Annotated in this window: 26 protein-coding genes; 11 read left to right on the plus strand and 15 right to left on the minus strand. The window is 71.2% G+C overall.

All coding sequences use genetic code 11. The features are described from left to right. Positions 1-34 precede the first annotated feature (34 nt). Complete coding sequence (locus tag ACFRIC_RS30070) at positions 35-736, plus strand: phosphatase PAP2 family protein (RefSeq protein WP_382792144.1); 702 nt, start codon at positions 35-37, stop codon at positions 734-736. Positions 737-852: 116 nt separating this feature from the next. Here the strand turns inward: ACFRIC_RS30070 and ACFRIC_RS30075 are convergent, their stop codons facing one another. Beyond that, complete coding sequence (locus ACFRIC_RS30075; RefSeq protein ID WP_382792147.1) at positions 853-2,439, minus strand: FAD-binding oxidoreductase; 1,587 nt, start codon at positions 2,437-2,439, stop codon at positions 853-855. A gap of 409 nt (positions 2,440-2,848) precedes the next feature. Beyond that, positions 2,849-3,019 carry a hypothetical protein gene (locus tag ACFRIC_RS30080; protein WP_382792150.1) on the minus strand — a complete coding sequence of 57 codons (171 nt, stop codon included), beginning with the start codon at positions 3,017-3,019 and terminating at the stop codon, positions 2,849-2,851. 117 nt (positions 3,020-3,136) lie between these two features. On the opposite strand from ACFRIC_RS30080, the gene ACFRIC_RS30085 reads away from it, so the two are divergent. Together ACFRIC_RS30085 and ACFRIC_RS30090 are read left to right on the plus strand one after the other, a co-directional pair. Next, complete coding sequence (locus tag ACFRIC_RS30085) at positions 3,137-3,970, plus strand: hypothetical protein (protein WP_382792153.1); 834 nt, start codon at positions 3,137-3,139, stop codon at positions 3,968-3,970. A gap of 133 nt (positions 3,971-4,103) precedes the next feature. After that, positions 4,104-4,292, plus strand: a complete 189-nt coding sequence (locus ACFRIC_RS30090) for a hypothetical protein (RefSeq protein ID WP_382792156.1) — start codon at positions 4,104-4,106, stop codon at positions 4,290-4,292. Between the two features lie 103 nt (positions 4,293-4,395). Here ACFRIC_RS30090 and ACFRIC_RS30095 read toward each other — a convergent pair whose 3' ends face one another. Beyond that, positions 4,396-4,752 carry a metal-sensitive transcriptional regulator gene (locus ACFRIC_RS30095; protein ID WP_382792158.1) on the minus strand — a complete coding sequence of 119 codons (357 nt, stop codon included), beginning with the start codon at positions 4,750-4,752 and terminating at the stop codon, positions 4,396-4,398. A 237-nt stretch (positions 4,753-4,989) separates the two neighbouring features. Between ACFRIC_RS30095 and ACFRIC_RS30100 the strand changes: the two genes are divergently transcribed. Next, entirely contained in the window at positions 4,990-5,610 is a 621-nt protein-coding gene (locus tag ACFRIC_RS30100) for a DUF47 domain-containing protein (protein WP_037622416.1), read from the plus strand. A gap of 7 nt (positions 5,611-5,617) precedes the next feature. Continuing rightward, a complete protein-coding gene (locus ACFRIC_RS30105; RefSeq protein ID WP_382792161.1) occupies positions 5,618-6,616 on the plus strand; it encodes an anion permease in 999 nt (332 codons plus the stop codon). Between the two features lie 339 nt (positions 6,617-6,955). Here ACFRIC_RS30105 and pstB read toward each other — a convergent pair whose 3' ends face one another. From pstB to ACFRIC_RS30160, 11 genes are all read right to left on the minus strand, one after another. Then, entirely contained in the window at positions 6,956-7,732 is a 777-nt protein-coding gene (pstB, locus tag ACFRIC_RS30110) for a phosphate ABC transporter ATP-binding protein PstB (RefSeq protein ID WP_382792164.1), read from the minus strand. 47 nt (positions 7,733-7,779) lie between these two features. Continuing rightward, a complete protein-coding gene (gene pstA / locus ACFRIC_RS30115) occupies positions 7,780-8,838 on the minus strand; it encodes a phosphate ABC transporter permease PstA (protein ID WP_382792167.1) in 1,059 nt (352 codons plus the stop codon). Next, positions 8,835-9,842, minus strand: coding sequence for a phosphate ABC transporter permease subunit PstC (pstC, locus tag ACFRIC_RS30120; RefSeq protein WP_382792871.1), 1,008 nt, complete (start codon positions 9,840-9,842; stop codon positions 8,835-8,837). Before pstC ends, pstA begins: the two co-directional genes overlap by 4 nt. Before the next feature lie 100 nt (positions 9,843-9,942). Continuing rightward, on the minus strand, positions 9,943-11,073 hold the full coding sequence (gene pstS, locus ACFRIC_RS30125) for a phosphate ABC transporter substrate-binding protein PstS (RefSeq protein WP_382792170.1): 1,131 nt from the start codon (positions 11,071-11,073) through the stop codon (positions 9,943-9,945). Positions 11,074-11,532: 459 nt separating this feature from the next. Next, positions 11,533-11,946, minus strand: a complete 414-nt coding sequence (locus ACFRIC_RS30130) for an NUDIX hydrolase (RefSeq protein WP_382792173.1) — start codon at positions 11,944-11,946, stop codon at positions 11,533-11,535. 10 nt (positions 11,947-11,956) lie between these two features. After that, the gene (locus ACFRIC_RS30135; protein ID WP_382792175.1) at positions 11,957-13,015 is read right to left on the minus strand and encodes a CHAD domain-containing protein; all 1,059 of its coding nucleotides are present in this window, start codon (positions 13,013-13,015) and stop codon (positions 11,957-11,959) included. Continuing rightward, a complete protein-coding gene (locus ACFRIC_RS30140) occupies positions 12,996-15,227 on the minus strand; it encodes an RNA degradosome polyphosphate kinase (RefSeq protein ID WP_382792178.1) in 2,232 nt (743 codons plus the stop codon). Before ACFRIC_RS30140 ends, ACFRIC_RS30135 begins: the two co-directional genes overlap by 20 nt. A gap of 363 nt (positions 15,228-15,590) precedes the next feature. Further along, complete coding sequence (locus ACFRIC_RS30145; RefSeq protein ID WP_382792180.1) at positions 15,591-16,577, minus strand: hypothetical protein; 987 nt, start codon at positions 16,575-16,577, stop codon at positions 15,591-15,593. Further along, the gene (locus tag ACFRIC_RS30150) at positions 16,574-17,527 is read right to left on the minus strand and encodes a hypothetical protein (RefSeq protein ID WP_382792182.1); all 954 of its coding nucleotides are present in this window, start codon (positions 17,525-17,527) and stop codon (positions 16,574-16,576) included. Before ACFRIC_RS30150 ends, ACFRIC_RS30145 begins: the two co-directional genes overlap by 4 nt. Then, positions 17,524-18,447 (minus strand): ATP-binding cassette domain-containing protein, encoded by a 924-nt coding sequence (locus ACFRIC_RS30155; protein WP_382792185.1) that lies wholly within the window; start codon positions 18,445-18,447, stop codon positions 17,524-17,526. The genes ACFRIC_RS30150 and ACFRIC_RS30155 overlap by 4 nt, the downstream gene beginning before the upstream one ends. Next, on the minus strand, positions 18,444-18,830 hold the full coding sequence (locus ACFRIC_RS30160; RefSeq protein ID WP_382792874.1) for a GntR family transcriptional regulator: 387 nt from the start codon (positions 18,828-18,830) through the stop codon (positions 18,444-18,446). The genes ACFRIC_RS30155 and ACFRIC_RS30160 overlap by 4 nt, the downstream gene beginning before the upstream one ends. Before the next feature lie 189 nt (positions 18,831-19,019). Between ACFRIC_RS30160 and ACFRIC_RS30165 the strand changes: the two genes are divergently transcribed. The 5 genes from ACFRIC_RS30165 to ACFRIC_RS30185 are packed head-to-tail and all read left to right on the plus strand — an operon-like array spanning position 19,020 to position 23,596. Continuing rightward, positions 19,020-19,562, plus strand: coding sequence for an RNA polymerase sigma factor (locus tag ACFRIC_RS30165; RefSeq protein ID WP_266760215.1), 543 nt, complete (start codon positions 19,020-19,022; stop codon positions 19,560-19,562). Next, on the plus strand, positions 19,559-20,470 hold the full coding sequence (locus ACFRIC_RS30170) for a zf-HC2 domain-containing protein (protein WP_382792189.1): 912 nt from the start codon (positions 19,559-19,561) through the stop codon (positions 20,468-20,470). Before ACFRIC_RS30165 ends, ACFRIC_RS30170 begins: the two co-directional genes overlap by 4 nt. Beyond that, entirely contained in the window at positions 20,467-21,327 is an 861-nt protein-coding gene (locus ACFRIC_RS30175) for an ABC transporter ATP-binding protein (protein ID WP_382792192.1), read from the plus strand. The genes ACFRIC_RS30170 and ACFRIC_RS30175 overlap by 4 nt, the downstream gene beginning before the upstream one ends. Continuing rightward, complete coding sequence (locus ACFRIC_RS30180) at positions 21,324-22,889, plus strand: ABC transporter permease (protein WP_382792194.1); 1,566 nt, start codon at positions 21,324-21,326, stop codon at positions 22,887-22,889. The genes ACFRIC_RS30175 and ACFRIC_RS30180 overlap by 4 nt, the downstream gene beginning before the upstream one ends. Beyond that, positions 22,880-23,596: an ABC transporter gene (locus ACFRIC_RS30185; RefSeq protein ID WP_382792197.1), complete on the plus strand. Its 717-nt coding sequence runs from the start codon at positions 22,880-22,882 to the stop codon at positions 23,594-23,596. Before ACFRIC_RS30180 ends, ACFRIC_RS30185 begins: the two co-directional genes overlap by 10 nt. Before the next feature lie 61 nt (positions 23,597-23,657). On the opposite strand, the gene mshD is transcribed toward ACFRIC_RS30185, so the two are convergent. Continuing rightward, positions 23,658-24,584: a mycothiol synthase gene (gene mshD, locus ACFRIC_RS30190; protein ID WP_382792199.1), complete on the minus strand. Its 927-nt coding sequence runs from the start codon at positions 24,582-24,584 to the stop codon at positions 23,658-23,660. 462 nt (positions 24,585-25,046) lie between these two features. Between mshD and ACFRIC_RS30195 the strand changes: the two genes are divergently transcribed. Continuing rightward, complete coding sequence (locus ACFRIC_RS30195; protein ID WP_382792202.1) at positions 25,047-26,843, plus strand: bifunctional metallophosphatase/5'-nucleotidase; 1,797 nt, start codon at positions 25,047-25,049, stop codon at positions 26,841-26,843. Positions 26,844-26,947 lie beyond the last annotated feature (104 nt).

Genomic DNA, 26,947 nt, shown 5'->3' on the forward strand with positions numbered 1-26,947 from the left:
GTCGCGGGAATGACGACGAAGGGGCCGCAGCGCCATGGCGCAACTCGCCGAATCCGGTTCGAACCCCGACGTCGACCTGCTCTACGACATCAATGGCCTGGCCAAGCACACGCCGCACTGGGTCGACCGGGCCATGGAGTTCGTCGGCGAGTGGGGTCTCCTGCTCGCGATGGTCCTGCTCGTCGTGTGGTGCTGGTCGAGCGTGCGGCGGCGGGGCGGCTCCGACGCGGCGGCGACCGTGGCCGCACTCGTCTGGGTCCCGCTCGCGGCCGGTGTCGCCCTCCTCGTGAACGTCCCGATAAGGGGTTTCGTGGAGCGTCCGCGCCCCTTCGTGGACCACCAGGGCCTGGACGTCCTCGTGGGCGGCAAGACCGACTTCTCCTTCGTCAGCGACCACGCGACCATCACCATGGCGATGGGTGTCGGACTCTTCGTCGCGAACCGGAAGTTCGGGCTCGCCGGGATCGCGCTGGCCCTGCTCGAAGGGTTCTGCCGGGTCTTCATGGGCGTGCACTACCCGACGGACGTCGTCGGCGGATTCGCGCTCGGTACGGCCGTCGTCCTGCTGCTGTCGCCGCTCGCCATGGCCCTGCTCACGCCGGTCATGAAGGCCGTCGAGGCCGCGCCGCGCGCGGGCCTTCTGATCCGGGCGCGCGGCGCCGTGCCCGCCGGGCGGGAGACATTGATCCCGGGGGCGCGGGCCGAGCACTCGGAGGAGCGGGACCTCGCCGCGTAGGGGCTCGCTGGGGCGGGTGCCTGATCCGTCTGACCTGGCTGATCTGGCTGACCTGTCCGGCCCGGTGGCCCGTGTGGTGGTGGGCCGCCGGGCCCGTGCGGCGGCCCGTGGTGGTCTCAGAGGGCCTGCGGGAACGAGAAGAAGCGGTTCGGGTCGTACTGGTGCTTCAGGGCCGCGAGGCGCGTGGCCGCGTCTCCGTAGTACGCCTTGCGCCAGTTCGTCAGCGTCGCGTCCGTGTAGTTCTGGTAGGCCGCGCCCGAGGCGTACCGGGTCATCGCGTTGTGGGCGCCCGTCAGCCAGGACTGGGCGGTGGTGCCGGAGGTGCCCGCCCGCCAGGAGACGATGTACTGCGCCAGCATCCGCGAGCGGCGGTGCACGAACGCGGTGGACGTCGGCGCCACGCGGTTGACCGCGCCGCCCAGCGCGGTGAGGGCGATGCTGCCCGCGCCGCCGCGGACCCCGGAGATCTGGTTCAGGAGCGTCTGGACGCCGGCCGCCGAGATCGAGCGGTCGAAGAAGTCCGAGCGGGCCGCGTACGTCTCCCGGCCGAGGGCGCCCTGCGGGCTGCGGCCCGGCGTCGAACCCGGCAGATGGCACTGGGCGTCGGCGGAGAACGACGAGCAGCCCGCGTACACCTCCATCGACTCCTCGTACGAGCGCCGCTTGAGGGAGACGCTGCGCGCGGGGGAGCCGATCCGGTCCGCCAGCCGGTCCACCGCGTTCTGGAGCTCGCCGTAGGTGCCGAGGGAGAAGGCGGCTATGGAGACGGTGGGGGTGCCGCCGGCCGCGTTGGACAGGTGGCAGGACGACCAGATCTCGTCCGGCTGGCTCGGGCCCCACTCCTGCCAGGCCTTCACCACCGCGGCGGCCTTGGCCCACGGCCAGGTCATGTACGCCGACACGGCCTGCGGCGCGGGGTGGGTCTTGAAGCGGAGCTCGGTGACGACGCCGAAGTTGCCGTTGCCGGCGCCGCGCAGTGCCCAGAACAGGTCCTTGTTCTCGGTCGCGTTCGCGGTGAGCTGCTTGCCGTCGGCGGTGATCAGCGTCGCCTGCGTGAGGCTGTCGCAGGTCAGTCCGTACGCCCGGGACACCACGCCGTGGCCGCCGCCCAGGGTCAGGCCGGAGACGCCGACGGTGGGGCAGGAGCCGGCGGGGATGGTGACGCCCTTCGCGGCCAGCGCCCGGTAGACGTCGATCAGCTTGGAACCGGCGCCGACCACCGCCTCGTTCGCCGAGGCGCGGATCTTGTTCAGCTTGGAGACGTCGATGATCAGGCGGCCGTCGCCGGAGGACCAACCCGCGTAGGAGTGGCCGCCGTTGCGGATCGAGACCTTCACGCCGTGGGCGCGGGCGTAGTCCATCGTGGTGCGGATGTCGTCGGCGTGCGCGACGTAGGCGACGGCGGCGGGCTTCAGGTTGTCGAAGCGGGTGTTGTAGAGCTGGTGGGAGGTGGTCCAGCTCCGGTCGCCGGGGCGGATCAGGGAGCCGTCCAGTTGGCGCGACAGCGCGGTCCAGTTGGCGGCTGCCGCGTCGGCCGCGGTCGCCGTGCGTATGCCGCTGGTGTCGGCCGCCCCGGCCGTGGCGTTCGTGGACCCGCCCTTGCCGTCGGCGTGCGTGCCGCCCTTGCCGCTGCCGCTGCAGGCGGACGTCGCCGCCGCCGCGAGGACGGCCGTGGTGCCGCCGATGAACGAACGCCGTTGCATGTGTGCCTCCCGTGGGTTCCGTGGAACGAGACGGGCCCCCGGGTCCGGGGGTTCCGCACGGCTGTGTCGCAGAACGGCTACAGCACTGCGCATCCCAGCACGGTGGGGTTCGGGTGATGGCGGCGGGGTGGCCGAGACCGGTGGGGCGGGTTCGGTCCGGTGGGGGGTCGGGGCCGTACCGGTGCATCAGCCCGTCGCCGTTGGGTGAGGAGTGACCGTCGGTGGCGACGGCCATTGATGTACCGGCACGGCCCCTCGCGCCGGATCCCGTCTGCGGGTCCGCGTTCGCTGGGGTTCGGGCGTGAGTTTCAGCCCCTCCGGCGATTGAGGAGCGGGGTCTGGGGCGGAGCCCCAGGTTCGGGTCGGGTAGGGGCGGAGGGGGCGAGGAAAGGCTGGGCGGTGCGCCGGTTCAGGGGGTCATGGCCAGGGCGTGGGTCGCGGCGTCCGTGCGGGCCTGGCTTCTGGCGCGGCGGGCCGGACCGCGCCAGCCGCAGGTGCAGCGGGCCAGGCAGAAGGGGCCTTGCTCGACCGTGGTCGTCCGATGGCCGGCGCCCGGGTCCGTCTCGTCCAGATGCTCCACACCGACAACGTTACCCAAGGCAAGTGAACGGATTCCCGCCGCGTGACGGGCGCCTCCACCTGTCGTTAACCGGACGACGGGATGGCCCGGGACGGACCGGCTGGGGGTCGGTGGACGATGGTGGCGCAGCAGCAGGAACGCGCGCGGGTCCTGGTCGCGTTCGTCGCGGCGGGACTCATGGTCTGTGGCACCGGATGCTCGGGCGGCGGGGCGGCCGCCGAGGACGTCCGCAGCGGTCCCGGCACCGTGGACACGCTGCGCCGGGCGGTGGCCGCCCTGGAGCGCGCCGGCAGCGCGAAGGCCAGTACGTCGATGGAGATGGCCACCGGCGGGACCCGGGTCACCATCCGCGGGCAGGGCGTGTACGACTTCAGGAAGCAGACGGGGCGGCTGAAGGTGCTGCTGCCGCAGGACCCGGCGGGCGCGGCCGAGCACCGGCCGATCACCGAACTCCTCGCTCCGGGCGCTCTGTTCATGAAGAACCGGGGGGCGGGAGTGCCCGCCGACAAATGGGTGCGGGTGGAGACGGCCGGTCTCACGGACGGCAACCTCGTCACGGGCGGCGCCACCGACCCGTACGCCGCGGCCGAACTGCTGCGCGGCGCGCGGTCGGTGACCTATGTGGGGAAGACCGAGGTCGCCGGGGTCCCCGTACGGCACTATCGCGGCACCGCCGACCTCGGCACCGCCGCGCGGGACGCCTCGACGGGGCAGCGGCCGGCGCTGAGGGCGGCCGCGAAGGGGTTCGCCACCACCGCCGTGCCCTTCGACGCCTACCTCGACGACCAGGGGCGGCTGCGCAAGGTCCGGCACCGGTTCAGCTTCGTCAACGGGCAGCGCAAGGGCACCGTGGCCGTCGCCTCGACGCTCCTGCTGTACGACTTCGGCAGCCCCGCCGTCGTACGGCTGCCGGATTCCTCCGACATCTACGCCGGGAAGATCGCGGAGTAGTGGCTTCCGGGGGGATGGGCAAGAGCATCCGGAGCCGTAGCTTCAGAGGAGGGCTGGAAATGGCCCTTCCGTGCCATGCGCGGTGCGTAGGCCGCTCCCTACTCTAGGAAGTCGGTTACGGCAGGAAGAGGTGATGTTCGTGGCTCCGGTCGGCGGTGCGGCAGTTCAGGACCACGTGGCCCTCGCCGAGATCGACCTGTGCGGTGAGCTGATCATCGCGGCCTCCGCGGCGCACGAGGACCGCCTCAGCCTGGAGAGCATCGACGCGGTCCTGAAAGTGGCCGAAGAGCGCGCTCCCGTGCAGCGGGGCGGGGAGGACTAGTCCTTTCCGGCCCCGTCCCGGTGGCCGAGGCGCGCACGTCGCGGATGTCACATGCGTCGTATCTCTCACGTTTCGCGCACTTCGCGAGGCCGCGGCGGCCGGCTCAGGTGCGCAGCAGGCGGCCGATCGCCTTCGTCGCCTCGTCGACCTTCGCGTCGATCTCGTCGCCGCCCTTGACGGCCGCGTCCGCCACGCAGTGCCGCAGGTGCTCCTCCAGGAGCTGGAGGGCGAAGGACTGGAGCGCCTTGGTGGAGGCGGACACCTGGGTGAGTATGTCGATGCAGTAGACGTCCTCGTCGACCATCCGCTGCAGGCCCCGGATCTGGCCCTCGATGCGGCGCAGCCGCTTCAGGTGCTCGTCCTTCTGCTGGTGGTAGCCGTGGATGCCGCGGTCGTGATCGGTCACGGCCTGCTGCGGGTCTCCGGAGGGCGCCGTCGCGCCGGCCTCGGTGGTCGTCATCGCGTCCTCCTGTGGATCCGATCGGCGATCCTGTCTGAAACGCCACTTACATATACCCCTGGTGGGTATATCGTACCGAACTTTGCTGGGTATGGAGCCCTTGCCCGGCGCCGGTACCGGACCCCGTGCCGATCACTGTGCCTGATGGGCGACACTGGGTGGCGGCCCGTTAGCCGTGGCCGGATGATGCGCCTAGCATCAGCCTGACCGAAACCGAAGCACCCCGAGGACCCCAACGTGCGCTTTCGTCTGACCCCCAGGGAGACGAGCTTCTACGACATGTTCTCCGCATCCGCGGACAACATCGTCACGGGCTCGAAACTCCTGATGGAACTGCTCGGGGCGGACGCTTCCGCTCGGGCCGAGATCGCAGAGCGTATGCGGGCCGCGGAACACGCTGGTGACGACGCGACACACGCGATCTTCCACCAGCTGAACTCCTCCTTCATCACGCCCTTCGACCGCGAGGACATCTACAACCTCGCCTCCTCCCTCGACGACATCATGGACTTCATGGAGGAGGCCGTCGATCTCGTCGTCCTCTACAACGTCGAGGAACTCCCCAAGGGCGTCGAGCAGCAGATCGAGGTCCTGGCGCGTGCCGCCGAGCTGACCGCCGAGGCCATGCCCAATCTGCGGACCATGGACAACCTCACGGAGTACTGGATCGAGGTCAACCGTCTGGAGAACCAGGCCGACCAGATCCACCGCAAGCTGTTGGCCCACCTCTTCAACGGCAAGTACGACGCCATCGAGGTGCTGAAGCTCAAGCAGATCGTGGACGTGCTGGAGGAAGCGGCCGACGCGTTCGAGCACGTGGCGAACACGGTGGAGACCATCGCCGTCAAGGAGTCCTGACCCGTTCATGGACACCTTTGCTTTGATCGTGACCATCGGGGTCGCGCTCGGTTTCACGTACACGAACGGCTTCCACGACTCGGCGAACGCCATCGCCACCTCCGTGTCCACGCGCGCCCTGACGCCGCGGGCCGCGCTCGCCATGGCCGCGGTGATGAACCTCGCCGGCGCGTTCCTCGGCAGCGGGGTCGCCAAGACCGTCAGTGAGGGGCTGATCCAGACGCCCGAGGGCTCGAAGGGGATGGGCATCCTCTTCGCGGCGCTCGTCGGCGCGATCACCTGGAACCTGATCACCTGGTACTTCGGTCTGCCCTCCTCTTCCTCGCACGCCCTGTTCGGCGGCATGGTCGGGGCGGCCCTGGCCGGCGGTACGACGGTCTACTGGAGCGGGCTGGTCGACAAGGTCATCATCCCGATGTTCCTGTCGCCGGTCGTCGGTCTGCTCGTCGGCTATCTCGTGATGGCCTTGATCATGTGGCTGTTCCGGCGGTCCAACCCGCACAAGACCAAGCGCGGTTTCCGTATCGCGCAGACGGTGTCCGCGGCCGGCATGGCGCTCGGGCACGGTCTCCAGGACGCCCAGAAGACGATGGGTGTCGTGGTGATGGCGCTGGTCATCGCCGGCGAGCAGAGCGCGAACGACCCGATTCCGGTCTGGGTGAAGATCGTCTGTGCGGCGATGCTGTCGCTGGGGACGTACGCCGGTGGCTGGCGCATCATGCGGACGCTCGGGCGGAAGATCATCGAGCTCGATCCGCCGCAGGGGTTCGCCGCGGAGACCACCGGTGCCTCGATCATGTTCGCGACCGCCTACCTCTTCAAGGCGCCGATCTCCACGACCCACGTCATCACCTCGGCGATCATGGGTGTCGGGGCGACGAAGCGGGTGAACGCCGTGCGGTGGGGTGTCGCCAAGAACATCGTCCTCGGCTGGTTCATCACCATGCCGGCCGCCGCTCTCGTGGCCGCGGCCAGCTTCTGGGTCGTGAATCTGGCGTTCCTGTAGGAGTGCGAGTACGACGCCGCCGGTGTCCGGCGGTGTGCGGGGCCGGTCCTTCGGGGCCGGCCCCCTTCGTCTTTCCGCCCAGGTGACATGGCGGCGGCCATCTGCGCGCGGTGGCGATCTGTGCCCGGGGACCGGCCCGGCCCCCCCGGGGTTCCGCCGGCCCCTGGGGGCTCCGCCCCCAGACCCCCGGTGTCCCGCCCGCCCACCCGTCTCGGTCCGCTGGGAAGGGACCGCAGGGAACGCGAACGGGCCCGCCCCCGGGAGCCAGGGGCGGGCCCTTCTCGTCCTCGCGGTGGCACCGCCATGCAGCACCGCGAGGGGTTTCGGGAGGCGGTCCGATCAGCCGAAGCGACCGGAGATGTAGTCCTCCGTGGCCTGGACGGACGGGTTGGAGAAGATCCGCTCCGTGTCGTCGATCTCGATGAGGCGGCCGGGCTGGCCCACCGCGGAGAGGTTGAAGAACGCCGTGCGGTCGGAGACGCGGGCGGCCTGCTGCATGTTGTGCGTCACGATGACGATCGTGAAGCGCTCCTTCAGCTCACCGATCAGGTCCTCGATGGCGAGGGTGGAGATCGGGTCCAGGGCCGAGCAGGGCTCGTCCATGAGGAGGACCTGCGGCTCGACCGCGATGGCCCGCGCGATGCACAGACGCTGCTGCTGACCGCCGGACAGGCCGGACCCGGGCTTGTTCAGCCGGTCCTTGACCTCGTTCCAGAGGTTCGCGCCCTTGAGGGACCGCTCGACGATGTCGTTGAGCTCGGACTTCTTGTAGGAGCCGTTGAGCTTCAGACCCGCCGCCACGTTGTCGAAGATCGACATGGTGGGGAAGGGGTTGGGGCGCTGGAAGACCATGCCGATGGTGCGGCGCACGGCGACGGGGTCTATGCCGTTCCCGTACAGGTCCTCGTCGTCGAGCAACACCTTGCCCTCGACGCGGCCACCGGGGGTGACCTCGTGCATGCGGTTCAGGGTGCGCAGGAAGGTCGACTTTCCGCAGCCGGAGGGGCCGATGAAGGCCGTCACGGAGCGGGGCTCGACCGTCATGGAGATGTCTTCGATCGCCTTGTGGGCGCTGTAGTAGGCGGTCAGACCGCTTACGTCGATTCGCTTGGCCATGTCAGTCACTGCTTCTTTCGAAAGGATCGGATCGCTGATCGGCCGCGTCAGCGGCCCGTCTTGGGTGCCTTCCAGCGCGCGATGGCGCGGGCACCCATGTTGAGGATCATGACGAACAGGATGAGGGCGAGCGCCGCTGCCCAGGCCCTGTCGGTGGACGCCGTGGTTCCGGCCGCGTACTGCTGGTAGATGTACAGCGGCAGCGACGCCTGGGGACCGTCGAACGGGTTGTTGTTGATGAACCCGGTGCCCCACACGAGCAGCAGCACGGGAGCGGTCTCACCGGTGATGCGCGCGACGGCGAGCATCACGCCCGTGGTGATGCCGCCGATGGACGTCGGCAGGACCACCTTGAGGATGGTGCGCCACTTCGGGATGCCGAGCGCGAGGGAGGCCTCGCGCAGCTCGTTCGGGACGAGCTTGAGCATCTCCTCGGTGGAGCGGACCACCACGGGCATCATCAGGATCGACAGGGCCATCGCGCCGGCGAAGCCGGAGTAGCCCATGCCCAGGATCAGGATCCAGAAGCTGAGGACGAACAGACCGGCGACGATCGACGGGATGCCCGTCATGACGTCGACGAAGAAGGTGACGGCCTTGGCGAGCTTGCCGCGGCCGTACTCGACGAGGTAGATCGCGGTGAGCACACCGATCGGCACGGCGATGAGCGAGGCGATGCCCACCTGCTCCAGGGTGCCGATGATCGCGTGGTAGATACCGCCGCCGGTCTCGGCGTCGGCGACCACGCCCATGGAGTGGCTCAGGAAGTAGGTGTCGAAGACCTTCACACCGCGCTTGAGCGTCTCCCAGATCAGGGAGACGAGCGGGACGACGGCGACGATGAAGCAGACCCACACCAGGCTGGTGGCGACCCGGTCCTTGGCCTGGCGGCGGCCCTCGACGCGCGCGGCGACGACGTACGTACCGAGGACGAAGAGGATCGCGGCGATCAGGCCCCACTGGATCTTGCTGTCGAGGCCGGCGGCGAAGGAGATGCCCACTCCGACCGCGATGGATCCCGCCGCGAGGGCCCAGGGGGACCACTTGGGAAGGCTGCCGCCGCGCAGGGAGCTGGCGTGCTTGCGGGTGACGGGTGCGTTGCTCATGCGTTGGCCCCCGAGTACTCCTTGCGGCGGTTGATGATCAGACGCGCCGCGCCGTTGACCAGCAGGGTGATCACGAACAGGACCAGACCCGAGGCGATCAGGGCGTCCTGGCCGAACTCGTTGGCCTCGTTGAACTTGGCCGCGATGTTCTGCGCGAACGTGCCGCCGCCGGGATCGAGCAGGCTGGCCTGGATGTCGAAGCTCGGGGACAGCACGGTGGCGACGGCCATCGTCTCGCCGAGCGCGCGGCCGAGGCCGAGCATCGAGGCGGAGATCACGCCGGAGCGGCCGAAGGGCAGCACCGACATGCGGATGACCTCCCAGCGCGTGGCGCCGAGAGCGAGTGCGGCTTCCTGGTGCATCTGCGGAGCCTGGCGGAAGACCTCACGGCTCACGTTCGTGATGATCGGAAGGATCATGATCGCGAGCAGGATGCCGACGGTGAGCATGGAGCGGGGCGCGCCGTCCTGCCAGGTGAAGATGCCGGTCCAGCCGAAGTAGGTGTCGAGCCAGCCGAACAGCCCGACCATGTGCGGTACGAGGACGATGGCGCCCCAGAGGCCGTACACGATGGAGGGGACGGCGGCGAGCAGGTCGATCACGTACGCGATGGGTCCGCCGAGCTTGCGCGGCGCGTAGTGCGTGATGAACAGGGCGATGCCGACCGCTACCGGGACCGCGAGGGCCATGGCGATGATCGCGGAGACCACCGTGCCGAAGGCCAGCACCGCGATGCCGAAGACCGGCGGTACCAGGTTGGGGTTCCACTCGAAGGTGGTGAGGAAGTTGCCCTCGTTCTTGCTGAGCGCGAGGGAGGCGCGGTAGGTGAGGAAGACCGCGATGGCGGCCATGATCACCAGGAGGAGGATGCCGGAACCGCGCGAGAGGCCGAGGAAGACGCGGTCTCCGGGGCGGGTGGCACCACGGGCGGCGCGCTTGCGCGTGGCGCCCGAAGATCGTGGGGTGGGGGGAGGTGCTTCAGTGTTCCGTGTCGATATGTCCATCATGAGTCTCCGGTCTGCGGAGCCGGTTCGAGTACCGGCTCCAGGCGGCGGTGCACCGGACGGTGCGGCCCGCCTCGGCGAGGCGGGCCGCACACTCGGGTCAGCTCAGGTTCGAGACGGTGCTGCGAACCTTGGTGATGATCTCGGCGGGGATCGGGGCGTACTGGGCGGCGGTGAGCTGGTTCTGGCCGTCCTCGCTCGCGATGTAGGTGAGGAACGCCTTCGTGGCGGCCAGGGTGTCGGCCTTGTTGCCCTTCTCGCAGACGATCTCGTAGGTGACGAGCGTGAGCGGGTAGGCGCCCTCGGCGGTCGGCTTGTAGTTCAGCTCGAGCGCGAGGTCGTTGCCCGTGCCGACGACCTTGGCGCTGGAGATGGCCTTGGTGGCGTTCTCGACGGAGGCCTTGACCGGGGTGGCCGCGTCCGTCTTGAGGTCGACGGTCTTGATGCCGTCGGCGGCGTAGGAGAGCTCGAAGTACGAGATCGCGCCGGGGGTCTGCTTCACCTGCTGGGCGAGGCCGGACGAACCCTGGGCGGACTGGCCGCCCTTGGCCTGCCACGCCTTGCCGCCGGAGTAGTTCCAGTCGGAGGGGGCGGTGGCCTTGAGGTACTTGGTGAAGTTGTCCGTGGTGCCGGACTCGTCCGAGCGGTGGAACGCCTGGATCTTGGTGCTGGGGAGCTTCGCGTCGGGGTTCAGCTTCTTGATGGCCGCGTCGTCCCACGTCTTGATCTTGCCGTCGAAGATCTTGGCGATCGTCGCGGGGTCCAGGACGAGGTTGTCGACACCGTCGACGTTGTAGCCGAGCGCGATGGGGCCACCGACCATGGGCAGGTCGACCGCGGCGTTGTTGTTGCAGACCTTCTTGGCGGCCGTGGCCTCTTCGGGCTTGAGCGGCGAGTCCGAACCGGCGAACGCGGTCTGGCCCTGCGTGAACGCGGTGACGCCGGCGCCCGAACCGGTCGGGTTGTAGTTGATCTGGACGTCCTTGCAGGCGGCCGTGAAGGCCTTGACCCAGGCGTCGATCGCGTTCTTCTGCGCGGAGGAGCCGGAGGCCTGCAGCTGACCCTTGGCGTCGTCACACTTGATGGCGCTGTTGTTGCTGGCCGAGGCCGAGCTGCCGCCACCGCTGGTGTTGCCGGTGTCGTCAGAACCGCACGCCGTGAGGGCCAGGGCGCCAGAGACGGCGAGAGCACCGAGGGTGAGGGCCCGCCGGTTCATGCGCTGAAGCTTCACTTCGGGAGTTCCTTCCAGGAGCCGCCGTCAGGTGGCGGCGTGCGATGTCTGTGTACTGCGGTCCGTAGCGATGGGAAGGGTTCGCCCCGAGGCGTTCTTCGCACCGCGTAAGGCCGAAATTAAGCAGATCAGGTGAAGGCGCCGAAGGCCGTAAGTGAACGGGGGGTGAACCCCTGACGGCGGTGCGGTGAGGTCACGGAACGCTCACGTCGAGGACACGGCTGTGTCCCGGCCGAGGGGGCCGGAAGGGAAACTCCAGGTAATCGAACGGGTGCGGTCGCGACGCGTGGAGCCCATGTTCCCGTCATAGCTCATTCGCCCCGGTTTCCTCATGAGCAACAGCGAAGGGCGCGCCGACTACGGTGAGTGTCCGCCGTCGGCTCCCCGGGCTCGATGTCGCCCATGGACGTGCGCCGTGCCGGAAGCCCGGGCGGCGCCTCTCCTTTCCAGGGGAACACGTCAGGCCAGGTGCAGCGCGTCCAGCAGCGCGTCGACCAGATCGCGGTCGCGGGGCTGGGTGAGGCGGTGGCGTGCGGCGGTGGGGGAGAGCCAGAGGACGCGGTCGACCTCGTCGTTCGGGGCGAAGCGGCCGTCGGCGGCCTCGGCGGCCCAGTAACGGACCTCCTTGGGGCGCCCGCCGACGTCGTAGCGGAGGGTGGGGAGCACGGCACCGGGGACGGCGCCGTAACCCGTCTCCTCCTCGACCTCGCGCAGCGCGCCGGCCAGGAACTCCTCGTCCCGCTTCAGCTTGCCCTTCGGGTGCGACCAGTCGTCGTACTTGGGCCGGTGGACGAGGCAGATCTGCAGCGCTGAGTCGACCGGGGAGCGGCGCCACAGGACGCAGCCCGCCGCGTGGATGGTGTCGTCGGCCATGGGGCCTCCCTCAGGGGGTGCGTACGGCTTCCTTCTGCCATGCCTGCTGGAAGGCGAACCGTGCCGCCTCCACCTCGTGGCGCTGGTCGGCGTGCAGCACGCCGAGCGCGTACGCCGTCGCCGGCGCGATCCGCGGAGTGCGCGCCGCCGAGGCGGCGGCCGAGGCCGCCTCCGCCGCGTCCCGGTGCCGGTTCAGCGCCGTGCCCGCGCCGAGCAGGCGTACGTCGACGGGGCACTCGCCCCGGTGCAGCACCTCACCGGCGTAGCGGTGCAGCCGCAGCAGCAGCCGGACCTGGTGCCAGGGCGCGTCCTGCGGCTGGGGCGCGGTGTCGGCGGAGAGGCCGTGCACGAGGGCTTCCGCGTTGTAGGGACGGCCCGCTACGACCAGCGGCAGCGCGCTGACGGCGTCGGCCAGCCGTTCCTGGGCCGCGGTGGCCAGTGGGCGCAGATCGGCGTGGTCCGCGGCCGGGGCCAGCGGAACCTCGCTGGCCAGCACGGCGACGCTGTCGGCGACGGCGTGGAAGCGGGAGGAACCCAGTGCCTGGAGGGCCGCCGAGTGGGCGCGGGTGCGGGCGAGCGTGAGCTGGCGGTCGAGGAGCGCGCCCGCCTTCGCGGCGCCGACGGTGAGACTGCCGGTCTTGGGGGCCGCGGCGGGGGCCCGGCCCGTCTGGCCGGGCACGGTGGCCGTGCCGGAGAGCCGGTTCAGCGCGCCGATCAGCCGTTCCAGGCGTGCGGCGTAGGCGTGTTCGCGCGCCAGGGTGCCCGAGAGCCAGGCCAGTTCGGGGCGCATCCCCTCCGACCAGTCCGGGTCGAGGAGCGGCCGGAAGGTGTGCAGGCTGCCGCTGATGCGGCGCGCGGAGTGGCGCAGGGAGCGCGCCGCGTCGCCGGGCTCCCCTCCTCCGCTCGCCGCGCCGCCGGTTTCCCGGTGCTGGCGCAGTGAGCGGAGGAATTCCGTGGCCTGGGCCCGCAGATAGCCCGCGAGGGCGTCACCGATCGGGGTGTCTCCCTCGCCGAGGGAGGCCGTTTCGGCCACGGAACCGGTGGGGGGATCAAGGTGCTGCTGTGCCACGCCGGCGCCTCCGGGCGTCTATGAGCATCTCCTGGACGTTCCGCAGGGGTTGTCCCTCCGCGTCGGTCGCGTGGCGGATCCACTCGCCGTCGGGGCCGAGGTGCCAGGAGGCCGTGGTGTCGGACATGCCGGTCTCCAGCAGCCGGTTCAGGGCTGCGCGGTGAGCCGGGTCGGTGACCCTGACCAGGGCCTCGATCCGCCGGTCGAGGTTGCGGTGCATCATGTCGGCGCTGCCGATCCACACCTCGGGTTCGCCTCCGTTGCCGAAGGTGAAGACCCGGGAGTGCTCCAGGAAGCGGCCGAGGACGGAACGGACTCGTATGTTCTCGGACAGGTCCGGGACGCCGGGGCGGACGGCGCATATCCCGCGCACCCAGACGTCGACCGGCACACCGGCCTGGGAGGCGCGGTACAGCGCGTCGATGAGCGCCTCGTCCACCATCGAGTTGACCTTGATGCGGACGAAGGCGGGGCGCCCGGCCTTGTGGTGCTGTACTTCCTTGTTGATCCGCGCGACCAGGCCGTCGCGCAGCGACTTGGGCGCGACGAGCAGACGGCGGTAGGTCTCGCGGCGCGAGTAGCCCGAGAGCCGGTTGAAGAGGTCCGAGAGGTCCGCGCCGACCTGGGGATCGGCGGTGAGCAGTCCGAGGTCCTCGTACAGCCGGGCGGTCTTCGGGTGGTAGTTGCCGGTGCCGACGTGGGAGTAGCGGCGCAGGGTCTCACCCTCCTGCCGGACCACGAGCGACAGCTTGCAGTGGGTCTTCAGGCCGACGAGGCCGTACACGACGTGGCAGCCGGACTCCTCGAGCTTGCGGGCCCACTTGATGTTGGCCTGCTCGTCGAAGCGCGCCTTGATCTCGACCAGGACGAGGACCTGCTTGCCGGACTCGGCCGCGTCTATCAGCGCGTCCACGATCGGGGAGTCGCCGGAGGTGCGGTAGAGCGTCTGCTTGATGGCGAGCACGTCGGGGTCGGCGGCGGCCTGTTCCAGGAAGGCCTGCACCGAGGTGGAGAAGGAGTCGTACGGGTGGTGCAGCAGGACGTCGCGCTCGCGCAGCGCGGCGAAGATGTCGGGCGGCGAGGCCGACTCGACCTCGGCGAGGTCGCGGTGGGTGCCCGCGATGAACTTGGGGTACTTCAGCTCGGGCCGGTCCAGGGAGCCGATGCCGAAGAGGCCGGTGAGGTCGAGGGGACCCGGCAGCGGGTACACCTCGGCCTCGGAGATCTTCAGTTCGCGTACGAGGAGATCCAGGACGTAGCGGTCGATGGACTCCTCGACCTCCAGGCGCACCGGCGGGCCGAAGCGGCGCCGCATGAGCTCCTTCTCCAGCGCCTGCAGGAGGTTCTCGGCGTCGTCCTCCTCGACCTCCAGGTCCTCGTTGCGGGTGAGCCGGAAGGTGTGGTGCTCGAGGACCTCCATGCCCGGGAAGAGCTCCTCCAGGTGGGCCGCGATCACGTCCTCGATGGGGACGTAGCGGTTCGGGGAGGCCTCCAGGAAGCGGGAGAGCAGCGGCGGGACCTTGACGCGCGCGAAGTGGCGGTGGCCGCTGACCGGGTTCCGTACGACGACGGCGAGGTTCAGGGACAGGCCGGAGATGTACGGGAAGGGGTGCGCGGGGTCGACCGCCAGCGGGGTCAGGACCGGGAAGATCTGGTGCCGGAAGAGAGTGAACAGGCGGGCCTGCTCCTTCTCGGTCAGCTCGCTCCAGCGGACGAGGTGGATGCCCTCCTCGGCGAGCGCGGGGGCGACGTCCTCCTGGTAGCAGGCGGCGTGGCGGGCCATGAGTTCGCGGGAGCGGGCCCAGATCATCTCCAGGACCTCGCGGGGCTGGAGGCCCGAGGCGGACTTGGTGGCGACACCGGTGGCGATGCGGCGCTTGAGGCCGGCCACGCGGACCATGAAGAACTCGTCCAGGTTGCTGGCGAAGATCGCCAGGAAGTTGGCGCGCTCCAGCAGGGGCGTGTTCGGGTCCTCGGCGAGCTCCAGGACGCGCTCGTTGAACGCGAGCCAGCTCCGCTCACGGTCCAGGAACCGCCCCTGGGGCAGCATGATCCCGTCCTGCTCCAGGTCCTCGTACGCGTCGAGGTCGGCGTCGAGATCGGGCTCCAGGTCGGACACGTTCGCCGCGACGGTGTGCGGGCGGTGGGCGGCGATGGAGCCGACGGAGGGCTGCGGGTGCTGCACGGGTGCCTGGGCGCTTCGCTGGTTCATGGACCCATTCTTCCGTGCCGAGGGCGAGACCGGCGCGTCGGAGAGGGCGGGCGTCAGCGCGCTGATGCGGAGAATCCCGTTCCGCTTCGCTGGCGTACGCTGACTCCGCGTCGACGGGGAGGGCTCGTTCTCCGGCGCGGGAGAAGGCTCGGGCACGGCGGGCTGCATTGCTCGAGCGTCGCAAGGTCACCTGAATCGATGGTTACGGCGACATGACGTGCGGGATATCTGGGGGAGGCTCCCGGACGTCTGCATGTCCGGGAGCCGTGTACACACCCACCCGCGTCGCGTGCGCGTCCGCCGGCACCGCCTCCGGTCGCGGATGCCGTGCCCCCCTCGGTCGCGGATGCGTGCTACCGACGGTTACGCGAGCCGTCGGCGCAGCAGCGCGAAGGCCGCGGCGACCGCGAGCCCCGCGACGGCCAGGAGCAGGCCGCTCTCCACGAGCTGGAGGGGCCAGTAATGGGACTGAGGCTGGTAGGTGCTCCAGAAGTCGGTCCACGGACCCCGCCTGATACACGCCTCGAGGGCGGAACCGTCGGTCCCGACGCAGGCCAGGCTGGTGTTCACCCGCTCGCCGTCGGCGGTGACGGAACCGTGTTCGAGGAGCATGGAGCCGTACGGGACATGCAGTGCGGCCCGTCCGGTGGTCGTCACGGCGGGCCACAGGCTCATCCGGAACCCGTCCAGCACCTCGTGCAGGACGACGGCCGCGGCGAGGGCGGCCGCTGCGGCGGGCAGGGCCCTGCGCAGGACCAGGCCGGCGAGCGCCCCGAGGGCGAGGCCCGCGAGGGCGTACGCGACGGCCACCGGCCCGGAGGAGATGAAGACGTTCGCGTTGAACCAGCCGCCGGACAGGTCCCCTCTCCCCGCACGGCGGGTCCAGTTGCCGAGCAGGACCGCCAGCGTGGTGCCCGCCGTCAGCAGGACCGCGGGGACGGCGAGCCTGGTGGCGAGCCAGCGCGCCGGGGTGACGGACTGGGTCCACGCCAGCCGCGCCGTGCCGCTCTCCAGCTCGCGGCCGGTCAGCGCGGCACCCGCCCAGACCGCGACCGCGTACATCTGGAACGTGACGCACGCGGAGACCAGGGCGAGGCCGGTGGCGTAGGTCCTGGCCGTCGTGGTCCACCGGGCGGTTCCGCAGTCCATCGGGAACGGGTCCGACGCGTCGCAGCCGCCGACGATCGCGCGGGCGTCGGGGCCGACGGCGAGCAGCCAGATCAGGGCCGCCACGGCGGCGAGCAGGGCGGCGCCCCAGACGTACAGGGCCGTGCGGTGCAGGCGCAGCACGGTCCAGGTCAGGCCGGACGGGCGGTACGGGGCCGGGCGTCGCCCGGTCAGGGTGCTCATGAGGTCGACACCCTCCGCACGAGGGCGAAGGCGGCGGCGACCAGGATCGCGGTGGCGGCGAGCAGGACGCCGGTCTCCAGGAGCTGGCGGGGCCAGTAGTCGGGGGAGGGGAGGTACGTGCGGGTGAAGCGGACGATGTCGTGCCGGGCGAGGCAGGCGTGGCTCTCGTAGCAGCCCGGGTCGGGGATCTCCGCGCCCGTGGAGGTGATCGCCCGGCTGTGCACGGACAGTTCGGGCTGCTGGTAACTGCCCTGGAAGGGCCAGGAGTTGGCGCGGAACGCGATGACCGCGTACTGCGTGAGACCCGCGACGGCCAGGGCGGGCAGGGTGCGGCGCAGCGCGAGACCGGCGACGGCGCCGACGGCCAGTCCGAGGAGCGGGGCGGCGACGGTGGCCGGGCCGATGGAGAAGTAGACGGCGCGCGGTCCGATGCCGGCCAGCAGGAGATTGGCGTGGGCCGACCACAGCATCCGGTACAGCACGACCAGCAGGCCCGTGCCCGCGGCGACGAGCAGCGCGGGAACCGCCAGTTTGGCGGCGAGCCAGCGGGCCGGGGTGACGGACTGGGTCCAGGCCAGGCGCGCGGTGCCGTTCTCCAGTTCGCGGGCGGTCAGGGAGCCGGCCGCGAAGACGGCGACGGCGAACGAGGCGATGTTCAGCAGGGAGGCCGGGTCGTAGAAGAGGTCGTTGTAGACCCCCGAGAACGTGGAGCCGATGATGCCGCCCGTCCAGGCGTCCTTCTGCACGCCCGCGTAGCCGAACGTGTCGAGCAGGTGCTGGGTGTGGCCGGCGCCGGGGCCGTACAGCCACAGCAGGAGTCCGGCGGTGAGCACGACGAAGCCGGTCCAGATCCACAGGGCGGTGCGGTGCAGCCGCAGGACCGTCCAGACCAGGCCGCGCGGCGCGGGCAGGGCGCGGCGGGCGGGGGCCGCCTGGGCGAGGGCGCTCATCGGGTCACCGCCACGGGGGCCGCGGTGGTGCCGGGGGTGAGCAGCGCGGGGGTCCGGGGGGACCGCAGATGGGCGAGGAGCAGTTCCTCCAGGGAGGGGCGTTCGGCCTGCCACTGTTCGTCCACCGGTCCTTCGTTGCGTATCAGCGCGGTGATGCCGCGGCCGGCGGGGCGGGACTCGACGACGAGGTGCGGGGCGAGGTCGGCGGGGGTGCCGCGTCCGGTGACCACGGTGTGCGCGAGGAGCAGGTCGTCCAGGCCGCCGCCGAGCCGGACGCGTCCGGCGCCCAGGAGCAGCAGGTGGTCGCAGGCGTCGGCCAGTTCGGTGACGATGTGCGAGGACACCAGCACGGTGGTGCCGTGTTCGGCGGCGTCGGCCATGAGGGTGCCCAGCAGTTCGTGGCGGGCCAGCGGGTCCAGGTCGGCCATCGGTTCGTCCAGCAGCATCAGTTCGGGCCGTTTGCCCAGCGCGAGGGCCAGCGCCACGCGGGTCCGCTGGCCGCCGGACAGGGCCCGGACCTTGGTGCCCGGGTCGAGCGAGCCCTGCTCCACGATCGAGGCGGCGTGCGCGGCGTCCCAGCGGGCCGGGTTGAGTTCGGCGCCCAGGCGCAGCGTCTCGGCGATCGTGAGCTGGGGGTGCAGGGGCTTGTCCTGGGCGAGGTAGGCGATGCGCTCGCGTGCCTCGGCCGGGCTCGTGCCGAGCACGGTGAGCGTGCCGGCGGCGGGGCGCAGCAGCCCGGCCAGGGTCGCCAGCAGCGTCGACTTGCCCGCGCCGTTGGGGCCGACGAGGGCGCTGACCCGCCCGGCCGGGAGGCGGAAGGAGCAGTCGTCCAGGGCCGCGGCGGCGCGCCGGCCGCGGCGCACGGTGAGGCCGTGCGTCTCGACGGCGACGGTGGATCGGGTGGTGCTGGTGGAACTCACTGGTCCCCCTTCGGGAAGTGTGCGTCCAGTACGGAGCCGAACAGGGCCGCCACGTCCTCGCGGTCGAGGCCGGCGGCGCGGGCGTCGCGGGCCCAGGCCTCCAGTTCCTCGCGCAGGGGCGAGTCCGCGGGGGCGGCGCCGAGCGTCCTGCGGACGAAGGTGCCGAGGCCGCGCCTGGCCTCGACCAGCCCTTCGCGCTCCAGTTCGCGGTAGGCCTTCAGGACGGTGTTCGGATTGATGGCGGTGGCTTCGACGACCTCGCGGGCCGTGGGGAGCTTGTCGCCCGGTTCGAGGAGGCCGAGCCGGAGGGCCTGCTTCGTCTGCTGGACGATCTGGAGGTAGGTGGCGACGCCACTGCGCCGGTCGATGCGGTACACGACCACTCGGACAACCACCCTTTCACTAATTGAGTAGTGAAAGGGTGGTGCAAGGGGGAGCCCGCCGTCAAGTTCCGGGCCCGCCGGGCGGGCCGCTCCGGCCGTGGATCAGGGTGTTCACCAGGCACGCGAAGGCTTTCGGAAATTTCCGGCCGAGGTGTGAACCGATCGGCGGGGCTCGTCCGATGAGGGGATGTGAGGGAAACGAGAAGCGACGGAGAGCTGCTGCGGGCCATCGCGGCGGACGGGGACCGTCGCGCCTTCGAAGAGCTGTACCGGCGGTACGCGCCATGGCTGACCGCGCGGTTGCGCGGCCGGTGCGCCGACGCCGGGATCGTCGACGACGTCGTCCAGGAGACCTTCCTCGCCGTGTGGCGCGGCACCGCCCGCTACCGCGAGGAGGGCGACCCGGCCGGCTGGCTGTGGCGCATCGGCTCGCGGCGCCTCGTCGACTCGATGCGCGGTGACGGCGCCCGCGGCCGGCTCCGCAACGCGCTGGCCCGCCTCCGGCACCGCGACGAGGCCTCCGCGGAGGAGCGCGTGCTGGCGGGCGTCGAACACGGCGATCTGGCGGGCGCGCTGACCAGACTCTCGCCCGAACTCCGGGCGGTGCTCCAGGCCACCGTGATCGACGGACTCAGCACCAGGGAAGCGGCCGTCCTGCTCGGTATCCCGCCGGGCACGGTCAAGACGCGGGCACTGCGTGCGCGCAAGCAGTTGCGGGAGGCGTTGGCATGAGCGACGACCGTCACGGAAGCGATGGCACTGAGATGAGCGGTGACAGCCGTACGACCTGGCACGTGCCGGAGGACGACCTCCAGGCCTATGTGCGGGGCGAGTTGGCGGCGCCCCGCCTGTGGTCCGCCGACACCCACCTCGCCGCGTGCGCGCGCTGCCGGGAGACCCTGGCCGCGATCAGCGACCCCGTCGCCCTGGACGCCGGATGGGAACGGCTCGACGCCGAACTCGACGCCCCGCGGCCGGGCCCGGTGGAATGGCTCCTCGTCCGGCTCGGCGTCGCCGACCACACGGCACGGCTGCTGACCGCCTCCCCCGCCCTGCGCCGCTCCTGGCTGGGCGCGATCGGCTCCCTGCTGGCCATGACCGTGGTCGCGGCCGACGCGGTGCGGGCCGGAGCGACCCCCACCCTCTTCCTGGCCCTCGCGCCGCTGCTCCCGCTCGCCGGGGTCGCGGTGTCCTACGGCCCCGGGATCGACCCGACGTACGAGATGGCGGTGGTCTCCCCGCTGCACGGCTTCCGGCTCCTGATGATCCGCACGGTCGCGGTCCTGACCGTGTGCCTGGGGTTCAGCGGCCTCGCCACCCTCGCCCTCCCCTCCTACGGACTGCACGCCCTGGCCTGGCTGCTGCCCGCCCTCGCCCTCACCGCGACCGGACTCGCGCTCACCTCCCGGCTCGGCCCCGTCCTCGCCCCCTGCCTGGTCGGCGGCGGCTGGATCGCCCTGCTGCTCGTGGCCCGGGCGACCACGGAACCCGACTCCACGCTCGCCCCGTTCACCGCGGCCGGGCAGGGCGTCTCCGGGGCCGTCGCGGCACTGGCCGCCGTACTCCTCTATCTCGCACGGGACCGGTTCGACGCGTCGCGCCTCCCGTTCACCGACTTCACCGACAGGAACGCAGCATGATCCCCACCGTCTCCGCCTCCGGGCTGAGCCTCCGCTTCGGCGGGACGCTCGCGCTCGACGACGTCTCCCTCCGCCTCCGAGAAGGGGTCACCGGACTCCTCGGCCCCAACGGCGCCGGAAAGACCACCCTGTTGCGGGTGCTCGCCACCGCCGTGCCCGCCGACCGGGGCTCCTTCACCGTCCTCGGCCACGACCCGGCGGGCACCGCCGGACGCCTCGACGTGCGGCGCGCACTGGGCTACCTCCCGCAGACGCCCGGATTCCACCAGGACTTCTCGGCCTTCGAGTTCGTCGACTACGTGGCCATCCTCAAGGAGCAGACCGACCGCGGGGCCCGGCACCGCGAGGTCCGCCGTGTCCTGGACTCCGTGGGCCTGTCCGACGTGCGCGGCAAGCGCATCAAGCGGCTCTCCGGCGGTATGCGGCAGCGCGTCGCACTCGCCGCCGCCCTGGTCGGTGACCCCGGCTTCCTCGTCCTGGACGAACCGACCGTCGGGCTCGACCCGGAACAGCGCATGCGCTTCCGGGAACTGATCGCACAGGCGGGAGAAGGCCGCACCGTCCTGCTCTCCACCCACCAGACCGAGGACGTCGCGATGCTCTGCCACCGCGTGATCGTCATGGACGCCGGCCGTATCCGCTTCGAGGGCACCCCCGCGGAGCTGACCGAGCGGGCGGCCGGGCGGGTGTGGAGCAGCACGGAGCGCGATCCGTCGGCCCGCGCCGGATGGCGCACGGGCACGGGCGCCTTCCGCAACGTCGGCGATCCGCCCGAGGGCGCCGACCTCCTCGAACCGACCCTGGAGGACGGCTACTTGCTCACGCTCGACGCCCGGACCGCGGAGGTGGCGGCATGAGCACCACCGACATGGTCACGAGGACGGCCCCCACGGGGGTGGAGCCGTCCGCCGAGGCCCGGGTGTCCCGGCCGGCCGCCGTCCTGGCACTCGCCCGCTTCGAAGCACGCGAACTGCTGCTCCAGATCCCGGTCCTGCTCTTCCTCGCACTGTATGTGGGCTATGCCGGCTGGAGGTTGTTCCTCGGCGGCGACGGCATGGACGACTTCCCGGTCCTCCAGGACACCGACAGAGCCACCCAGCCGACACCGATGCTGCTGGCCGTCGCCGTGTTCATCTGCGTCAACCGCGCCGTGCTGCGCTCCCGCCGGCAGTCCACCGACCAGCACTTCGACATCCTGCCCATGGAGCACTGGCGGCGTACGGTGGCGCACGCGCTGTCCGTCCTGCCCCTCGGCGCGATCACGGCGCTCGTCGTCGGCTTCCAGTTCACCTGGGCGGCGCTGAAGCCGGGTGCCGTCGGCCACGGCTCACTCGCCGAACTGGCCGTGGGCCCGCTGACGGTCCTGCTGGCCGGTGTCCTCGGCGTCCTGCTCGCCCGGGTGATACCGGTCGGGTTCGTCGCCCCGCCCTTCGTGATCGGCGCGTTCGTCCTCACCACCCTGGTCTCCGCGGCCACCCAGGGAAAGCACTGGGTGAGCTGGCTCGGACCGGTCGTCGTGGAAGAGGGCGCCGACCCCTTCCCCTCCGCACTGCTGGGCCGCCCGGCAGCCTGGCACGCGCTCTATCTGACGGGCCTCGTGGTCCTGCTGCTCTGCGTCGCCGTGCTGGTGAGCGGCGGCCGGACGAGGCTGGTCACGTCGCTGACGGCTCTCGCCCTCACCGCGACGGCCGTCGGCGTGGCCGGGCAGTCCCCGGGTGATCCGGCCTCGCTGATCGCGGCCCGCACCCAGGCCTCCGTGAGCCCGCAGAAGGAACAGACCTGTGTCCGCCACGGACGGTCCACGTACTGCGCCTTCCCCGAGTGGACCGGCCGCATCGCCGACTGGGCCGAGGCGGTCGACCGCATCCAGTCCCGCGCGGGCGGTTCCGCCCGAGGCGAGCGGCTGACCGTGCGCCAGAAGATCGACGCCCGCTACGGCCTGCAGGGCGATGCCGCGATCGAGCCCTCCTCGACGCCCGGACATGTCACGGTCGGCACGAAGTGGGGCGGCAACCGCCTTCCCGAGTTCGCGGTCGGTGTCGCCTCGGTCCTGGTCACGGGCACCGAGAACGAGGCCGGACAGATGTGCGACGCCCGCGCGGTGACCACGATGTGGCTGGCGCTGAGCACCCAGCCGGACCCGATGCAGTCCCTGCGTGACGTCCGGCTCGACGACAGCATCGCGGGCTCCGCGATCGCGCTGGCCCCCACCAGCCCCGTCTCCATGTCGGCCCAGCAGACCGCCGTGGTGCGCCAACTGCTCCAGAAGCCGCACTACACGGTCGCCGCGAAGGTCAAGGCGCACTGGACGGAACTGACGTCCGCGAAGACGTCCACGGCACGGGTGGCCGAGCTGCTCGGCGTGAGGGCCGAAGGCAAGGGGACCTCGGCGGACTCGGGGAGCGGATCGTGCGAGTAGCGACCACGAGGAGCGGGGCTCTTGCCGACCGTCTCACGCAGGTTACCGGGCCCCCGTCCGCGCACGTCGTGGCCCGCGCCCTGGTCCGCCCGGTGTGGCGCGGTCTGCCCCGGTGGGCCGTGATGACGGGCGCCGTCCTCGGACTGGTGCTGGCCGGATCCTCCCGGACGGTCTCCGGGGAACCGGACCCGTGGCTGTGTCTCACCCTGCTGCGGGCCGCCTCCCTCGCCTTCGGCCTGGGACTGGCGTTCCTGTTCGACGACCCGGCCCGGCACACCACGGCCACGGTGCCGACCAGACGCCCGGTGCGGACCGGGCTGCGGCTGGTGCTCGTCGTCCCGTTCATGGCGGCGTGCTGGACGGCGGCGCTGTTCCTCGTACCCGCCGAGGGCCGGCCCCCGATGGGCGCGATCACCCTGGAGGCGGCCGCCGTCATGACCCTCGCCCTGACCGCCGGGCTCCTCGCCGTGCGGCACTCGGGGGCCACCGAACCGGGGATCGGGATATCCGCCGGGCTGGTGGGCGCCTTCTTCGGCGCCGCCGTGCTGCTTCCCTCGCGGTGGGAGCTCTTCGTCGCTCCGTCCGACCCGCACTGGGACGACGCGCACCGACGATGGGCGGCCGTCCTGGTCGTGCTGGTGCTGGTGGGAGCCTGCTCCCTGGGCGAGCCCCTGCGCCGCCGGAGAGCCGTCCTCGCCCGCCGCTGACTCCGGCTCGGCGACGGCCCGCCGCCGGCTCCGGTCTCGCGACGGCGCCCGCGGCGCGGGCTCAGGACTCCGTTCGGTACATCAGGTCCGTCTCGTGGGTGACGAAGCCGAGACGCTCGTAGACGCTGACCGCTGCCTTGTTGTCGGCGTCGACGTAGAGCATCGCGGTGGGCAGGGCCTGTGCGGCGAGGTGGCGCAGTCCGATCGTGGTCAGCGCCTTGCCGAGTCCGCCGCCCTGGGCGCCGGGCCGCACGCCGAGGACGTACACCTCGCCCAAGCCCTCCTCGGCGTGGACCTTGGTCCAGTGGAAGCCGACGAGTTCGTCGCCGCGGAAGGCGAGGAAGAAGCCGGCGGGGTCGAACCACGGTTCGGCGATCCGGTCGTCCAGGTCGCGCTGGGTGAGGGAGCCCTGCTCGGGGTGGTGGGCGAAGGCGGCGGCGTTCACGGCGAGCCAGGCGGCGTCGTCCTCGCCCGGGACGAAGCTCCGGACGGTGACCCCCTCCGGCAGCTTCGGCTCGGGCAGGTCGAGGGAGTCCAACGGGCGGCGCATCTGGCGCAGTTCGCGGAAAAGGGTGAGGCCCAGGACCTGGGCGAGATGCCGGGCGGCGGAGTGACCGCCGTGCGCCCACACCCGCAGCCGCTTCCCGGACTCGTTGAGCATCGCCGAGCCGAGCGCCCGCCCGTGCCCGTGCCCCCGGTGCGCCGGATGGACGACCAGTTCGGCGGCCGGGGCCTCGACGGGGTCGGTGTCCTCGAGCTGTGCGTAGCCGACCAGTTCGGCGCCGACGGTCAGCAGCAGATGCCGGACGCCCTCACGGCTTCCGCCCTTGAGCTGGAGCCGCCCCTGCTCGGACACGGCCTGCTGTCCATCGGTGTGAGCGGCCTCCACGAGCAGCCGGAGCACGTCCTCGGCCTGGGCCGGGGAGAGCGCTGAGTAGGTCTCGATGGAGCGGGAGAGGGAGAAGGGCGCCGCGTCGTCGCTGGTCATGGATACGAGGGTACGGCCCGGCGATCGGGGGACAAGGAGTTGGGCGACGCGGACACGGATCGTGGCGGGCGGGGGCCCGGCGGGGAGGGCGGATCGCGCCTCGGCGGGGGAGTCCGGGAGCGGGCTCCCCGGGTTCGCGGAAGGAGGGCGAGGGGGTGGGGCGGGAGCCGCGGTGACGTGGTTTTCGGCTCGCGGTGCGGTGATGGCAATCAGTCCGTAACCCCTAACCCCCTTTCGCGCTACGCGCGTTGATTCTAAAGTGCGTGCAAAGCCACGGCTGTTCATCAGCCCGCCCACGGTCCGCACGGGCCCCAGGGCACGCATCATCTGCTCGGTTCACGTACGACGCACCGGGCACGTACGACCTGCTCGGCTCATGTGCGACGCACGGGGCACGCTCCATCCGCTCGGCGCACGCACCGCACACCGCTTCGGCCATTTCACCGTTCTCCAGGGGGAACCATGCCGCCCACGATCCGGTCCAGACGTACTCATCGCCTCCTCGCGGCCGCCGCCGGTCTCGCCACCCTCGGGGCGCTGGCCGCCGCGATCCCGGCGAGCGCGCACCAGGACGAGGCGACGCCGTCGCACCACCACGGCAGCGGCCGCTACCAGGACGTCCAGCTCCTGTCCTTCAACGACCTGCACGGCAATCTGGAGCCGCCGACCGGTTCCTCGGGCCGGGTCACGGAGCTGCAGGCGGACGGCACGACGAAGACCATCGACGCGGGTGGTGTCGAGTACCTGGCCACGCATCTGCGCAACGCCCGCAAGGGCAACAAGTACTCGATCACGGCGGCCGCCGGTGACATGGTCGGCGCCTCCCCGCTGATCTCCGGTCTCTTCCACGACGAGCCGACGATCGAGGCGCTCAACGGCCTCGACCTGGACGTCACTTCGGTCGGCAACCACGAGTTCGACGAGGGCGCCAAGGAACTGGCCCGGCTCCAGAAGGGCGGCTGCCACCCGGTGGACGGCTGCGCCGGCGGCAAGAAGTTCACCGGCGCCGACTTCCCCTACCTCGCGGCGAACGTCACCGACGAGAAGACCGGCAAGCCGATCCTCAAGCCCTACTGGGTGTGGAAGAAGAACGGCGTCAAGGTCGGCTTCATCGGCGTGACGCTGGAGGGCACGCCGAACATCGTGTCGGCCGAGGGCGTCAAGGGCCTGAAGTTCGGCGACGAGGTCGAGACGATCAACAAGTACGCCAAGGAGCTCCAGCGCCAGGGCGTGAAGTCGATCGTCGCGCTGATCCACGAGGGCGGTGCGCCCGCGTCGACGGCGTACAACTACGACTGCGACAGCCCCGGCGCCGGTGACGGCATCTCCGGGCCGATCGTCGACATCGCGAAGAACGTCACCCCGGCCGTGGACGCGCTGATCACCGGTCACACCCACCAGGCGTACGCGTGCACCATCCCCGACCCGGCGGGCCGGCCCCGCATGGTCACCTCGGCCTCCTCCTTCGGCCGGCTGTACACGGACACGACGCTGACGTACGACCGCTGGACCGGCGACATCGCCCGTACGGCGGTGAAGTCCGCGAACCACGTGGTCACGCGTGACGTCGCGAAGGCCGCCGACATGACGTCGCTGGTCACCAAGTGGAAGGCGCTCTCCGCGCCGGTCGCCTCGCGGCCCATCGGCTACATCGCGGGCGACATCGGCAACACCGGCACCGAGTCCCAGGCCGGCGACCTGATCGCCGACGCGCAGCTCGCGTACGCCAAGTCCGTCGACCCCGAGGCCGACCTCGCGGTGATGAACCCGGGAGGCATCCGCGCCGGACTCACCTACACCGCGAGCGGCACCGAGGGAGACGGGGTGGTGACCTTCGGGGAGGCGTACACGGTCCAGCCGTTCGCCAACACCGTCAACCTGGTCGACCTGACCGGCGCACAGGTGATCACCGCGCTCCAGCAGCAGGTCAGCGGCGCCAACGAGGCCTCCCCGAAGATCCTCCAGATCTCCAAGGGCCTCACCTACACCCTCGATCTGACCAAGACCGGCGCGGCCCGTGTCGTCGCCGACTCGGTCAAGCTCGACGGCACGGCGATCGACCCGGCCGCCACCTACCGCGTCGCGATGAACTCCTTCCTCGCGGGCGGCGGCGACGGATTCGCCGAGCTCGGCAAGGGCGCCAACGTCCGTGTCGGCGGCGACGACCTGGCGGCCCTGGAGACCTACCTGACGGCCAACTCCTCGGCCGCGACGCCGTACCCGGTCCCGGCGGCGGACCGGATCACGGTCCTGAAGTAGCCGGAGGCGCGCGACCGGGCCGGCGGACGACCGCCGGACCGGTCCCGCGCCCGCACCGCGTCACATCGCACCGCATACGGGCGAGCCCCCACCCGAGGCCGGGT

Source organism: Streptomyces sp. NPDC056738, from assembly GCF_042790435.1.
Lineage (GTDB): Bacteria > Actinomycetota > Actinomycetes > Streptomycetales > Streptomycetaceae > Streptomyces.

What these genes read in the sequence shown, in the direction of transcription:
- ACFRIC_RS30070 (WP_382792144.1), top strand. Translation starts at nt 35, where the DNA reads ATGGCGCAACTCGCCGAATCCGGTTCGAACCCCGACGTCGACCTGCTC.
- ACFRIC_RS30075 (WP_382792147.1), bottom strand. Translation starts at nt 2,439, where the DNA reads ATGCAACGGCGTTCGTTCATCGGCGGCACCACGGCCGTCCTCGCGGCG.
- ACFRIC_RS30085 (WP_382792153.1), top strand. Translation starts at nt 3,137, where the DNA reads ATGGTGGCGCAGCAGCAGGAACGCGCGCGGGTCCTGGTCGCGTTCGTC.
- ACFRIC_RS30090 (WP_382792156.1), top strand. Translation starts at nt 4,104, where the DNA reads ATGTTCGTGGCTCCGGTCGGCGGTGCGGCAGTTCAGGACCACGTGGCC.
- ACFRIC_RS30095 (WP_382792158.1), bottom strand. Translation starts at nt 4,752, where the DNA reads ATGACGACCACCGAGGCCGGCGCGACGGCGCCCTCCGGAGACCCGCAG.
- ACFRIC_RS30105 (WP_382792161.1), top strand. Translation starts at nt 5,618, where the DNA reads ATGGACACCTTTGCTTTGATCGTGACCATCGGGGTCGCGCTCGGTTTC.
- pstB (WP_382792164.1), bottom strand. Translation starts at nt 7,732, where the DNA reads ATGGCCAAGCGAATCGACGTAAGCGGTCTGACCGCCTACTACAGCGCC.
- pstA (WP_382792167.1), bottom strand. Translation starts at nt 8,838, where the DNA reads ATGAGCAACGCACCCGTCACCCGCAAGCACGCCAGCTCCCTGCGCGGC.
- pstC (WP_382792871.1), bottom strand. Translation starts at nt 9,842, where the DNA reads ATGGACATATCGACACGGAACACTGAAGCACCTCCCCCCACCCCACGA.
- ACFRIC_RS30130 (WP_382792173.1), bottom strand. Translation starts at nt 11,946, where the DNA reads ATGGCCGACGACACCATCCACGCGGCGGGCTGCGTCCTGTGGCGCCGC.
- ACFRIC_RS30140 (WP_382792178.1), bottom strand. Translation starts at nt 15,227, where the DNA reads ATGAACCAGCGAAGCGCCCAGGCACCCGTGCAGCACCCGCAGCCCTCC.
- ACFRIC_RS30145 (WP_382792180.1), bottom strand. Translation starts at nt 16,577, where the DNA reads ATGAGCACCCTGACCGGGCGACGCCCGGCCCCGTACCGCCCGTCCGGC.
- ACFRIC_RS30150 (WP_382792182.1), bottom strand. Translation starts at nt 17,527, where the DNA reads ATGAGCGCCCTCGCCCAGGCGGCCCCCGCCCGCCGCGCCCTGCCCGCG.
- ACFRIC_RS30170 (WP_382792189.1), top strand. Translation starts at nt 19,559, where the DNA reads ATGAGCGACGACCGTCACGGAAGCGATGGCACTGAGATGAGCGGTGAC.
- ACFRIC_RS30175 (WP_382792192.1), top strand. Translation starts at nt 20,467, where the DNA reads ATGATCCCCACCGTCTCCGCCTCCGGGCTGAGCCTCCGCTTCGGCGGG.
- ACFRIC_RS30180 (WP_382792194.1), top strand. Translation starts at nt 21,324, where the DNA reads ATGAGCACCACCGACATGGTCACGAGGACGGCCCCCACGGGGGTGGAG.
- mshD (WP_382792199.1), bottom strand. Translation starts at nt 24,584, where the DNA reads ATGACCAGCGACGACGCGGCGCCCTTCTCCCTCTCCCGCTCCATCGAG.
- ACFRIC_RS30195 (WP_382792202.1), top strand. Translation starts at nt 25,047, where the DNA reads ATGCCGCCCACGATCCGGTCCAGACGTACTCATCGCCTCCTCGCGGCC.